At 72.5% G+C, this 14267-nt stretch carries 2 protein-coding genes (1 of these 2 only partly in view); both read right to left on the bottom strand.

Annotation, left to right across the window (positions count from 1 at the left end):
• Positions 1-3184, bottom strand: partial view of a type I polyketide synthase gene (locus FFT09_RS23375; protein WP_244231418.1) — the 5' end (the start) only. The gene continues 35696 nt to the left of window position 1, outside the view; only the first 3184 of its 38880 coding nucleotides appear in the window; its start codon is at positions 3182-3184; its stop codon lies off the left edge, out of view.
• On the bottom strand, positions 3181-14241 hold the full coding sequence (locus FFT09_RS19150; RefSeq protein WP_138383530.1) for a type I polyketide synthase: 11061 nt from the start codon (positions 14239-14241) through the stop codon (positions 3181-3183). Before FFT09_RS19150 ends, FFT09_RS23375 begins: the two co-directional genes overlap by 4 nt.
• Positions 14242-14267 lie beyond the last annotated feature (26 nt).

The raw sequence follows: 14267 nt of genomic DNA, 5'->3' as shown, positions 1-14267 counted from the left end.
CGTCGAGCGCGAGCAGGGACAGCACTCCGGCCACCGGGACGTTGGTGCCCGCCGCGACCAGCCGTGCCGCGAGGTCGGCCCGGTCCGATGCCGGCGCCGCGACGGTGATGACAGCGGCGCCGCGCTGGGACAGGGCGCTGGCGGCCCAGCCCGCCACGAGGTCGTCAGCCGCGGCTTCGGGCACCACGAGCAGCCACGTGCCGGACAGCGTGGCGGACATCGTCGCGGCCGGGCCGTCCTCGCCGCGCAGCCAGCTGATCCGGTACCGCCACGAGTCGACGGCCGCGGCTTCCCGGCGCCGCCTGCGCCAGGCGGCGAGCGCGGGCAGTGCCGCGGTCAGCGGTTCGAGCTCGCCCTCGCCGACGAGGCCGCCGCCGGTCAGCGCGGCGGCATCCTGGCGCTCGACCGCGTCCCAGAACTGCCCGTCCTCCGCAGAGGAGTCACCGGCCGTGCGTGGCGTGGGCCAGTACCGGTTGCCCTGGAACTCGTAGCCGGGCAGCCCGATGGTGGTCGCACCCGAACCGGCGAAGAAGCGGGACCAGTCCGGCACCGGCCCGCTCACCTGGAGGGTGGCGAGCGCTTCGAGGACCGTCCTGGCCTCGTCGCGGTCGCTGCGCAGCGAGGGCACGAACACGCTCGCGGTGTCGGGGACGCAGTCCCGGCCGAGCCCGGACAGCACCCCACCCGGGCCCACTTCGAGAAACACGCTCGCGCCACGGTCGTGCAGCACACGCATACCGTCCGCGAACCGCACCGTGCCGCGCGCGTGCCGCACCCAGTACTCCGGGTCGCGGATCTCCTGCGCGGACAGCACCGCGCCGGTCACGGTGGACACGATCGGCAGCCGCGGCGCGGCGAACGTGAGGTCGCGGGCGACCTCGCGCAGGTCGGCCAGCGCCGGTTCCATCCGGGGCGAGTGGTAGGCACGGTGTACCGACAGGGTGCGGGTTCGCCTGCCCTGAGCGGAGAACGCACCGGCGACCTCGTGAACGGCGTCCTCGTCGCCCGAGAGCACCACGGACTCGGGGCCGTTCACGGCGGCGACGCCGACCCGCTCGGTCAGCAGCGGCAGCACCTCCGCCTCCGTGGCCTGCACGGCGACCATCGCGCCACCGTCGGGCAGCGCGGCCATCAGCCTGCCCCGCGCGGCCACCAGCCGCGCCGCGTCGGCCAGCGACAGCACGCCCGCGACATGCACCATCGCCAGTTCGCCGATGGAGTGCCCGAGCACGACGTCCGGGCTCACGCCCCACGACTCGAACAGCCGGAACAGGGCGATTTCGAGCGCGAACAGACCGGCCTGGTACGCCTCGACGGAGACGTCCTCATCGGCCTCACCGAACACGGCCTCGGCCAGCGAACCGCCGAGGTGCCCGTCGATCTCGGCGCACACGGCGTCGAACGCCGCCGCGTACGCGGGGAACGTCTCGTACAGCTGCCGTCCGGTCCCGGCCAGTCGTTCGCCCTGCCCGGCGAAGAGCATCGCCAGCAGGCCCGTCGACGCGGTCCCGCGCACGACGTGGGGCGACGGTGCGCCCTCCGCGAGCTCACCGAGCCCGCGGAGGAGTTCGTCCCGGTCACGGCCGAGCACCACGGCGCCGTGGTCGAGTGCGGCACGGCTGGTCGCCAGGGAGAAACCGACGTCGGCGGGGTCGGTTTCGGGCTCACCCGTCACCCGCGACAGCAGGCGGTCAGCCTGGACGGCGAGCGCCTCCGGTGTCGCCGCGGAGAGTACCCACGGCAGCAGCGGCGGGACGGATTCGCGCTCCCGCACCGGTTCCTCGTGCTGCGGGGCCTGTTCGACGACGAGGTGCGCGTTGGTCCCGCTGACCCCGAAGGAGGAGATGGCCGCCCGGCGCGGCTCACCCGTGTCCGGCCACGTGGTCGCCTCGGTGAGCAGGGCGAGGCCGGACCAGTCGACGTGCGACGTCGGTTCGTCGACGTGGAGGGTCTGCGGCAGCATTCCGTGCCTGATCGCCTGCACCATCTTGATCACGCCGGCGATCCCGGATGCGGCCTGCGCGTGCCCGATGTTGGACTTCATGGAGCCGAGCAGCAACGGCCGTTCGGCAGGCCGTTTCACGCCGTAGGTGTCGAGCAGTGCCTGCAGCTCGATGGGATCGCCGAGCACCGTCCCGGTGCCGTGTCCCTCGACGGCGTCGACGCGGTCGGCGGTCAGGCCCGCGTTCGCCAGTGCCTGGCCGATCACGCGCTGCTGCGCGGGACCGTTGGGCGCGGTCAGACCGTTCGACGCCCCGTCCTGGTTGACCGCCGAGCCGCGCAGCACCGCCAGCACCCGGTGCCCGTCGCGCAGTGCGTCCGACAGCCGGGCGAGCACGACCACGCCGGCGCCCTCGGCCCAGCCGGTGCCGTCGGCCGCGGCGGCGAACGACTTGCAGCGCCCGTCCGCCGCGAGCCCGCCCTGCTTGCTGAACTCCGCGAACGGCGTCGGCTCGGCGAGCACCGCCACGCCACCGGCCAGCGCGAGCGAGCACTCGCCCGCCCGCAGCGCCTGCACGGCGAGGTGCATCGCGACCAGCGACGACGAGCACGCCGTGTCGACCGTGACGGCGGGGCCGTGCAGGCCGAGCGTGTAGGCGATCCGGCCGGACACGACGGAGCTGGCGGTGCCCGTGATGTAGTGCCCCGACAGGTCGTCGGTCGCGGCGCGCAGCGCGGCCTCGTACCCCGTCTGGGACGCCCCGGCGAAGATGCCGGTCTGCGTCCCGCGCAACGACGCAGGGTCGATCCTGGCGTGCTCGATGGCCTGCCACGTCACCTCGAGCAGGTGCCGCTGCTGCGGGTCCATCGCCAGCGCCTCACGCGGCGCGATCCCGAAGAAGTCCGCGTCGAACCGCGGGGCGTCGTGCAGGAAGCCGCCCTCGTAGGTCCGTGCCCCATCGCTTCGGTAGAGCGCGTCGACGTCCCAGCCCCGGTCCGTGGGGAACGGACCGACCGCGTCCCCGCCGGACGAGACCAGGTCCCAGAGCGCGTCCGGGTCGGTGATGCCACCGGGGTAGCGGCACCCCATCCCGATGATCGCGATCGGTTCCCTGGACGCCTCGGAGAGCTTGTCGTTCTCGCGGCGCAGCCGGTCGACTTCCTTGAGCGACGCGCGCAGCGCTTCCAGTGTCCGATCCGACGAGCCGGTCATCGCGTCTGTCTTACCTTTGTCCGTCGTCATCGGCCGTTCTCCCCGAGTGCGAGATGAATGAGGCTTTCGGCGTCCATGTCGTCGATCTCGTGCTCGCCGTCCTGTGGAGCGGCGTCGCCGGTCGACTCGGGCTGCCCTGGTGGTTCGGTTGGTGTCGACGCCAGTTCGAGCAGGGCGTCCAGTACCCCGGCGGCGCGGAGGCGCTCCAGCGGCACGGTCGCGAGCGTCGCCCGCAGCGCGGCCTCGTCCTCCGGTGCGATCGAGGGAAGCAACCGGCCACGGAGGTACCCGGCGAGCCGCACCGGTGTCGGATGGTCGAACACCAGCGCGCCGGGCAGTCGCAGACCCGTCGCGGCCTGGAGCCGGTTGCGCAGGTCCACGGCCGTGGCCGAGTCGATTCCCAGATCACGGAAGGCGCGGTCGGGCCGGAGCGCGGTCACGTCCCCAAAGCCGAGCACGACCGCGGCCAGCTCGCGCACCAGGTCCAGCAGGTGCTGATCGCGTTCCACTTCGGACAGCTCGACGAGCCGGGTTCGCAGCGACCGCGTCTCGTCCTGCGGCTCCGAGGCTTCGCTGTCCTCGGCCGTGTCGTCACCGACCTCGGGCAGCTCCGCCAGCAGCGGGCTGGGTCGCCGGGCGGTGAACAACGGCGCGAATTTCTGCCAGTCGACGTCGACGACGACCAGCGGCCCCTCGTCGTGGTCGAGTGCCTGGCCGAGCACGGCGAGGGCGGCCTCCTGCGGCATCGGGCCAAGACCGAGGTCCGCCAGCTGCTGCGCGCTGTCCGAGGCCATGCTCTCGCCTGCCCACCTGCCCCAGGCGATCGCCGTGGCGGCCCGGCCGCGCGCTCGCCTGCGCAGCACGAGCGCGTCGAGGGTCGCGTTGGCGGCGGCGTAGGCGCCCTGCCGCGCGCTTCCCCAGACGCCGGCGATCGAGCTGTACACCACGAAGGCGTCGAGGTCGTCGCCGAGCAGTTCGTCGAGATGCAGCGCACCGGCGGTCTTGCCCGCGAACGTGTGCGCGAGCTGCTTGTCGTCGAGCTCCGTGGCCGCCGCGTCCACGCTCACTCCCGCGGTGTGCACCACGGCGCGGACCGGGTCGCCGTTCGCGGCCAGAGTCGTCACCAGCGAGTCGATCTGTTCCCGGTCGCCGACGTCGCAGGCGACCACGTCCACCCTGGCACCACGCCCGGTCAGCTCGGCCGCGAGTTCCGCCGAGCCCGGCGCGCCGGTTCCGCTCCGGCTCGCGAGCACGAGGTGCTCGGCTCCCCGGTCGGCGAGCCACCGCGCGACGTGCGCGCCCAGTGCGCCGGTGCCACCGGTGATGAGCACGGTGCCCCGGGGCCGCCAGGTGTCGTCGGCACCGAGCGGCGCCGGTGCGTGCGTGAGCCTGCGTGCGTGAACCCCGTCGCGCCGGATCGCGAGCTGGTCCTCGCCCCCCGGCGAGGCGAGCACCGAGTGAAGCCGCCCGGCGAACTCGGTCGCGTCGGAGACGTCGTCGAGTGCCAGGTCGACCAGGCCGCCCCAGCGTTCGGGGTGTTCGAGGGCGAGTACGCGGCCGAGTCCCCAGTGGGCGGCTTGGTCGGGTACCGGCTCGTCGGTGGTGGCGCCGGTGGTCACGACCCACAGTGGAGCCGCACTGTCCGTGCCGAACAGCGCCTGGGCGAGCGCCAGGTTGGCCGCGAGCGCGGCCGGAACCGGGGTGTCCGGATCGGGGTCGTGCCGCAGAGCGAGCAGGGAGATCACGCCGGCGAGATCGGTGTCGTCGCCGAGGTGTCCGGTCAGGGTCTCGCGGTCGAGATCGGCGGTGTCGACGGTGAGCGTGCTCGCCTCCGGCAGCGCCGCGACCACCTGGGTGACGACGGGATGGTCGGCCTGATCGGCGGGAGCGACCACCAGCCAGCGCCCGCGCGGTGGCGTGGGGGCGGGAAGCGTCAACGGTGTCCAGCTGATCCGGTACCGCCACGAATCGGCCGCCGAGCGGGCACGGCGCGCCTGCCGGTACCGCGACAACGCGGGCAACACCGGCGTGAGCGCGGCCTCGTCGACAGCCAGCACGTCCGCCAGCTCAGCGGCATCACCCTGCTCGACGCTGTCCCAGAACTGCCGGTCCTCCACCGATTCCGGTTCGGCGGTGGCAACGGGCTCGGGCCAGAAGCGTTGGTGCTGGAAGGCATACGTCGGCAGATCAACCCGGCGCGCCCCCGGATACACAGCGTGCCAGTCGACCGCCACACCATGCACGTGAGCCGCCGCCACCGCCGTCATAAACCGGCGCGACTCCTCCTCCCCTCGCCGCAACGTATCCAACGCCACAACGTCGGGGTGTTCCTGAAGGCTCATCGTCAACACCGCATGCGGGCTGACTTCCAGGAAAGTCCGGTGACCCTCGGTGATCGCGGACCGCGTGGCGTCGTCGAACCGCACCGGATTCCGCAGATTCCGGAACCAGTACCCCGCATCCATCTCCGCCGTGTCCAACGCCCGCCCAGTCAACGTGGAATACACCGCGACCTCGGCCGACACCGGCCTGATCGACGCCAAAGCCTCAGCGAGTTCGGCTTCGAGAACATCCACCTGCTCGGAATGAGAGGCGTAATCCACCGCCACCCGGCGGGCCCGAACACCGTCGCCTTCGCACTCAGCGAGCAGCGCGTCCAGCGCCTCCGGCGTACCCGAGACCACCACCGATCCGGGCCCGTTGACCGCGGCGATCGACAACCCATCCCGCAGCCGGGCGGCCACCTCCGCCTCCGACGCCGCCACCGACACCATGCCCCCGGCACCGGCCAACCGCCGCAACGCCCGACTACGCAACGCCACCACCCGCGCGCCGTCCTCCAACGACAAACCACCCGCCACGACAGCGGCGGCGATCTCACCCTGCGAATGACCGATCACACCCGCAGGCTCCACACCCACCGCACGCCACAACTCCGCCAACGACACCATCACCGCCCACAACACCGGCTGCACCACATCAACCCGAGCCAACAACTCCTCATCACCCAGCACCTCCAGCAGATCCCACTCCACAAACGGCGCCAACGCCGCACCACACCGACCCATCCACCCCGCGAACACCTCAGACTCCGCCACCAACCCACGACCCATCCCCACCCACTGCGCACCCTGCCCCGGAAACACCAACACCGGCGACACCACACCACCCTCCACCAACCCCGACACCACATTCCCCGACACCACACCCTCAGCCACCGCACCCAACCCACGCTCCAACTCCGCGCTCGAACCGACCACCGCCGCCCGATACTCCAACGCCGCCCGCGACACACCCAACGACAACCCCACATCACCCACACCAAACCCACATCCACCGGACACAAACGACCGCAACCGCGCCGCCTGCCCACGCAACGCCAACTCCGCCCGACCCGACACCACCCACACACCCAGGACCGGCTCCGGCTCCACCTCCGGCGCCTGCTCCACCACGTCCGCCTCCGGCGCCTGCTCCACCACCACGTGCGCATTCGTCCCGCTCATCCCGAACGAGGACACACCGGCACGCCGGGCACGCCCGGTCTCCGGCCAAGGCATCGGCTCGGCGAGCAACTCGACACCACCGGCCGTCCAGTCCACATGCGACGTCGGCTCGTCGACGTGCAACGTTCTCGGCAGGAGTCCGTGCTGGAGTGCGAGCACCATCTTGATCACGCCGGCCGCTCCGGCGGCGGCCTGCGAATGCCCGATGTTCGACTTGATCGAGCCCAACCACAGCGGGGGCGCGTCCTGCCGGTCCCTGCCGTAGGTCGCCAGCAGGGCCTGCGCCTCGATCGGGTCGCCCAACGCGGTTCCCGTGCCGTGCGCCTCCACGGCGTCCACGTCCGTCGTGGACAGTCCGGCGTTGGCCAGCGCCTGCCGGATCACCCGCTGTTGCGACGGCCCGTTCGGTGCCGTCAGCCCGTTGCTCGCGCCGTCCTGGTTCGTCGCCGATCCCCGCACCACGCCGAGCACCCGGTGCCCCTTGCGCCGCGCGTCCGACAACCGCTCCACCAGGAGCACGCCGACGCCTTCGGCCATCCCCATGCCGTCCGCGTCGGCACCGAACGCCTTGCACCGGCCGTCCTCGGCCAGGCCGCGCTGACGGCTGAACCCGACGAACCCGGCTGGACTGGACATCAGAGTCACCCCGCCGGTCAACGCCATGTCGCATTCGCCCGACCGCACCGCCTGGCACGCCCAGTGCAACGCCACCAGCGACGACGAGCACGCGGTGTCCACCGTCACCGCGGGCCCGGCCATGCCGAAGAAGTAGGAGATCCGCCCGGAGATCACGCTCGACGCGCTTCCGGTGACCGAGTGGGCCTGGAGCTCCGCGGGAACCTGCGCACCCGTCGTGTAGTCGACCTGCGAGGCACCGACGAAGACACCGATCGAATCCCCCTGCACCGAAGTCGGGTCCATTCCGGCTCGCTCGAACACCTCCCACGACGTCTCCAGCAGCAACCGTTGCTGCGGGTCCATGGCCAGCGCCTCGCGCGGCGAGATTCCGAACAGTTCGGTGTCGAAGCGATCGATGCCGTCGACGAACCCGCCCGCCCGCACGTAGCTCGTGCCCGCGCGGTCCGGATGCGGGTCGTACAATTCGCTCAGGTCCCAGCCCCGGTCCTCGGGGAACGGCGTGATCGCGTCGCCGCCCTCGGTCACCAGACGCCACAGGTCCTCCGGCGAGCTGACGCCGCCGGGATACCGGCACGCCATACTCACGATCACGATCGGGTCGTCGGCCACATCCCCGCCGACGGCCACCGACGGTGCGGCCGTCTCCGCGTCCCGCTGCCTGCCCAGCACCTCGTCGACGACGAACCGGGCCAGGACCCTGGGGTTCGGGTAGTCGAAGATCAGCGTGCTGGGCAGTCGGACGCCCGTGGCGGCGCTGAGCCGGTTGCGCAGCTCGACCGCCGTCAGCGAGTCGAACCCGAGGTCCCGGAAGGCGCGATCGGTATCGATCGAGGTGTCCGACGGGTGTCCGAGCACGGTCGCGACGTGCGCGCACACGAGCTCGACGATCTCGTGCTGCCGTTCGGTCTCCGACAGGGAAGCCAGCCGCGACGTGAACTGGGAGGCGTCGCGGTCGGCGCGTTTCGCCGTGCGCCGAGCGGGGGTGCGCACGAGTTTGCGCAGCAACGGGGGAACCGAGTCGTCGCCACCACGGCTCGCGAGCGCCGCGAGATTCAGCCGGATCGGCAGCAGGAACGGGTGGTCGGACTCGTTCGCCGTGTCGAAGAGGGTGAGTGCGTGTTCGGTGGCCAGCGGGGCGACACCGCCTCGGCTGATGCGCGAGGCGTCCTGCTGGTCGAGGTGGCCGGTCATACCACTGGCCTCGGCCCAGTTTCCCCAGGCCAGTGACGTCGCGGTGAGCCCGTTGGCGCGGCGGTGGTGCGCGAGTGCGTCCAGGAAGGTGTTGGCCGCGGCGTAGTTGGCCTGCCCGGGACTGCCCAGGACTCCGGCCGCCGAGGAGTACAGCACGAACAGGGCGAGGTCGTGGTTTTTCGTCAGCTCGTGGAGGTTGGCCGCGGCGTCCACCTTGGCTCTCAGCACGCGGCGCAGGCGCTGCCGGTCCGTGGCCTGCACCGTGGCGTCCTCGAGTACCCCGGCCGCGTGGACCACCCCGGTCAGCGGATGCCGATCGCCGATGTCGGCCAGCACCCGGGCGAGTTCCTGCCGGTCGGCGGCATCGCAGGCGGACACGGTGACCTCGGCACCCAGGGCGGTGAGGTCGTCGCGCAACTCCACCGCGCCCGGCGCGTCGATACCGCGACGGCTGGTCAGCACGAGGTGCCGCACCCCGTGCCGGGTCACCAGGTGCCGGGCGAGCAGGCCACCCAGCGTGCCCGTCCCTCCGGTGATCAGCACGGTGCCCTCGCGGACCGGCGCCGGGGGCATGGTCAGCACGATCTTGCCGGTGTGCTGGGCGTTGCTCATCACCCGGAACGCCTCGGGAGCACGCCGCACGTCCCAGCACCACACCGGCAACGGGCGCAGCACCCCGGCCTCGGCCAGGTCCACCACGGTCGACAGGATCTCCCGCAAGCGGTCCGAACCGGCGTCGATGAGCTCGAACGCCCGGTAGTTGATCCCGGCATGGTCGGCGGCCACCTGGTCGGCGTCCCGGACGTCGTTCTTGCTCATGTCAACGAACCGCCCGCCGGGGGCCAGCAGTCGCAGGCCCGCGTCGGTGAGGTCACCGGCCAGCGCGTTGAGCACCACGTCCACTCCGCGCCCGTTCGTGGCCGTGCGGAACCGGGTCTCGAACTCCGCCGACCTCGACGAGGCGATGTCGGCACCGGCCACCCCGAGCGCGGCCACCGCGTCCTGCTTGGCCTCACTGGCGGTGGCGAGCACCCGCGCGCCCAGGTGTCGCGCCACCTGGACCGCGGCCATGCCGACCCCGCCCGCGGCGGCGTGCACCAAGACGGAGTCATCCTCGGTCACTCCACCGAGGTCCACGAGGCCGTACCACGCGGTGGCGAACGCGACCGGGATCGTCGCGGCGTCCTCGAACGACCACCCGTGCGGTATCGGGACGAGCCACCGTGCGTCCACGACCGCGCCGGGACCGAACCCTCCCGAGGCCAGCCCGAGTACCCGGTCGCCGACCGCCAGGTCGTCGACGCCGTCGCCGACCTCCACGACCACACCGGCGATCTCGCTGCCCAGCGCGGCGATCCCGGAGTACATGCCCAGAGCCAGCAGCACGTCGCGGAAGTTCAGCCCGGCTGCCCGCACGGCCACCCGCACCTGCCCGGCTCCCACCGGTTCGTCCTCGGGGACCGCGACGAACGACAGCCCCTCCAACGTGCCCGGTGCCACCGTGTCCAGCTGCCACGACCGTCCCGAGGGCGGCACCAGCACACCACCCGCGGCCACCGGCCGAAGCCGGGGAACGAGCACCCGGCCCTCGCGGATCGCCAGCTGCGCTTCGCCGTGGCTCATCGCCGAGGCCAGCGCTACGGGAGAGTCCTCATGCTCGTCCGTGTCGACGAGGACGAACCGGCCGGGGTGTTCGTTCTGGGCCGAACGCACCAGTCCCCACGCGGCGGAACACGCCAGGTTCGGCACGTCCTCGTCGGCGCGGGTCGCCACCGCGCGATGGGTCACCACCACCAGCTGGGAACTCTCGAATCGGGGGTCGCTCAGCCAGTCCCGGAGCAGGTCGAGCAGCTCGCCCGTGGTGCCGTCGACGTTCGCGGCCAGGTCGCCCTCGCGCGGCGCGAGGGAGAGCAGCACCTTCTCCGGAACGGGGTCCGCATCGCTGAGCTCCGCGAACCCGTCGTACGAGGGCACCGACGGCAGCAACGCCCGGGCGCGGGAGCCCAGCGTCGCCCAGGCGCCGGAGACCTCGGGCTCGCTGGTCCACGAGAGGGGTTCCCACTCCAGTTCGAGCAGCGAATCGTCGCGGACACCGTGCTCGGCCTGCCGGAGCTGCTCGGCCGAAACCGGACGGACGGCGATCGACTCGACGAACGCCAGTGGTTCACCCGTGGCATCGGCGACGGCCACCGAGACGCTGTCGGCGCCCGTCTTCGTGAGGCGAACCCGGACGTGTGCCGCGCCGGAGGCGAACAGGGACACGCCGTTCCAGGCGAAGGGCAGCGTCATCTGCTCGTCGGCTCCTCCGCCGAGCAGGCTCATGGCGTGCAACGCCGAGTCCAGCAGGGCCGGGTGGAGCCCGAACCGGCCCGCGCCGTCCTGCCAGTCTTCGGGCAGCGCCGCCTCGGCGTAGAGCGCGTCGCCCGCCCGCCAGGCGCGCTCGAGTCCCTGGAAAGCGGGTCCGTAGTGGTATCCGGACGTGGCCAGGCCGTCGTAGAACCCGTCCAGCGCGACGGTCTGCGCGCCCTCCGGCGGCCAGACCCTCAGCTCGGCGGCGTCCTCCCCGGCGGCGACGTCGGCGAGAACACCGCTGGCGTGGCGGGTCCACGGCTCGTGGCTGCCCGCGGCGCGGGAATGGATGGTGATCGAACGGCGGTCGTGCTCGTCGGGCTCACCCACGACCAGTTGCAGCTGCACGTCCTGGTCTTCGGGCAGCACCAGCGGCGCTTCGAGCACCAGTTCGGCCAGGTGCGGGCTTCCGGTCTCGTCCCCGGCCCGGATGGCCAGCTCCACCAGCGCGGTCCCCGGAACGATCACGACACCGGCCACCGCGTGATCGGCGAGCCACGGCTGCGAACGCACGGAGAGCCGCCCCGTGAGCACGCAGCTGCCGCCTTCGGCCAGCGACACCACCGCCCCGAGCAACGGGTGGCCCGCCGCGGTGAGCCCCCACCCCGCCGCGTCCGAGGTACCCGGTTCGCTGGGCTGCGGCCAGAAGCGGCGGCGCTGGAAAGCGTACGTGGGCAACTCGACCCGTTCGGGCTCGGTGCCCGCGAAGACGGCGCTCCAGTCCGGCCGCACGCCGTGGACGTAGGCCTGCGCCAGCGAGGTCAGCAGGCGTGCCGGGCTGTCGTCGTCCCGGCGGATGGTGCCCAGCGCCGCGGCGGTCGCGCCCGTCTCGGTGATGATCTCGTCGATGGCCGGGGTCAGCACCGGGTGCGGCGCGACTTCCACGAACACCTCGTGTCCGGCCGCCAGCAGGTTGCGCACCGCCGCCTCGAACTCCACGGGCCGGCGCAGGCCCCGGTACCAGTAGTCGGCGTCCAGCGTCGTGGTCTCGATGGGCTCGCCCGTGACCGTGGAGTACATCGGCACCGCGCCGGCCCGTGGGCTGATCCCGGTGATCTCTTCCTGGAGTTGCTGCCGCAGCACCTCCACCTGCGGGGCGTGCGAGGCGTAGTCGACCGCGATCCGCCGGGCCGGGAACTCCCGGTCGGCACACGACTCCAGCAGCTCGTCCACGGCGTCGGCCGCTCCGGACACCACCACCGCACTCGGCCCGTTCACCGCGGCCACCGCCAGCCGGTCCTCCCACGGCGCGATCAGCTTCTCGGCCTCGGCACGGCCGAGCCCCAGCGAGACCATCCCGCCCTGCCCGGCCAGCCGGGCGGCCACCAACCGGCTGCGGGACACCACGACCCGCACCGCATCCGCCAGGGACAGCCCTCCCGCCACGTGGGCCGCCGCGATCTCGCCCTGGGAGTGCCCCACCACCGCCGAGGGAGCGATTCCCCAGGACTGCCACACGCGAGCCAGCCCCACCATGACCGCGAACAGCACCGGCTGCAGCACGTCGACGCGGTCCACATCGACCGAGGACCGGCCCGCCAGCACCTCCTCCAGCGACCACTCGACCCACTGCCCGAGCTCCTGCTCGCACTCGCGCACGGTCTCCGCGAACACGGCCGACGAGGCGATCAGCTCCCGCCCCATGCCGACCCACTGCGAGCCCTGGCCCGAGAACACCAGCACCACACGGGCGTCGCCCGAGGTCAGCACGGGCCGGTCGGCCACGACCACCCGAGGGTCCGTGTCGCCGTCGGCCAGCGCTGCCAGCCCCTCGACGAACTCGGACCGCTGGGTGGCCAGCACGACGGCACGCCGCTCCAGGGCAGCGCGGGACGACACCAGCGACCAGCCCACGTCCACCACGTCGCCCGGCGAGCCGTCCGCGGTGTCCTCGGCGCCCTCGGCGAAGTCGCGCAAGCGCGCCGCCTGCGCGCGCAGCCCTTCGTCCGACCGGGCCGAGATCGCCCACGGCACCGGCCCCGCGACTCCCGGTCCCCCGGAACCACTCGGCTCGCTCGGCGCCACGGCGGGAGCCTGTTCGACGATCACGTGCGCGTTGGTGCCGCTCATCCCGAACGACGACACGCCAGCCCGCCGCGGCCTGCCGAGATCCGGCCACGGCCGCGACTCGGTCAGCAGGGACACCTCTCCTGCCGACCAGTCGACGCGCGAGTTCGGCTCGTCCGCGTGCAGCGTCCTCGGCAGCGTGCCGTGCCGCATGGCCTCGACCATCTTGATCACACCCGCGACACCGGCCGCCGCGGCGGTGTGCCCGATGTTGGACTTGACCGAGCCGAGCCACAGCGGGTTGTCCCTGCCCTGCCCGTAGGTCGCGAGCAGTGCCTGCGCCTCGATCGGGTCGCCGAGCAGGGTTCCCGTGCCGTGGGCCTCCACCGCGTCCACCTCGGACGGCGACAGTCCCGCGTTGGCCAGCGCCTGCCGGATCACCCGCTGCTGCGCGGGACCGTTCGGGGCGGTGAGCCCGCTGCTCGCGCCATCGGAGTTGAGCGCGCTGCCCCGCACGACGGCCAGCACGCGGTCGCCGTCGCGCACGGCGTCGGAGAGCTTGCGCAGCACGAGCATGCCGACGCCCTCGCCCCAGCCCGTGCCGTCGGCGGTCTCGGCGAACGCCTTGCAGCGGCCGTCGGGGGCCAGCGCCCGCTGCCTGCTGAACTCCAGAAACGCCGCGGGCGTACACATGACGGCGACGCCACCGGCGAGCGCGGTCGTACACTCGTCCCTGCGCAGGGCTTCACACGCCCAGTGCAACGCGACCAGCGACGACGAGCACGCGGTGTCCACGGTGGCCACCGGTCCCTCGAAACCGAGGGTGTAGGCGATCCGGCCCGACAGCACGCTGGCCGAACTGCCGGTGGCGAGGTGACCGCCGAGTTCGTCGGCCACCGAGCCCAGCAGCGTCTCGTAGTCCTGGGCGTTCGACCCGACGTACACGCCGGTCCGGCTGCCGCGCAGGCGTCCGGGATCGATCCCGGCGTCCTCGATCGCCGTCCACGACGTCTCCAGCAACAACCGCTGCTGGGGGTCCATCGCCAGCGCCTCGCGGGGCGAGATGCCGAAGAAGTCCGCGTCGAACTCCGCCGCCCCGTCGAGGAATCCGCCCTGGTCGGTGTAGGAGGTGCCCGGCTGGTCCGGGTCCACGTCGTGCAGGCGCGCGAGGTCCCAGCCCCGGTCGGCGGGGAAGCCGCGGATCGCGTCGACGCCGTCGGCGACCAGTCGCCACAGCTGGCCGGGCGAGTCGGCACCGGCGTAACGGCAGCTCATCCCGACGATCGCGATGGGTTCGTGCTCGCCCGACTCCACCTCGTGCAGCCGCTGCTTGGTACGCCGGAGCTCGCTGGTCGTCCACTTCAGATGGTCGAGCAACTCCTGCTCAGTGGCCATGTCCGTCGCACCTCTCGTATTCCCCG

This window comes from Saccharomonospora piscinae, from assembly GCF_005862235.1.
Lineage (GTDB): Bacteria > Actinomycetota > Actinomycetes > Mycobacteriales > Pseudonocardiaceae > Saccharomonospora > Saccharomonospora piscinae.
The sequence above is the reverse complement of the archived record's forward strand: the minus strand, read 5'-3'. Positions and strand labels throughout refer to the sequence as shown.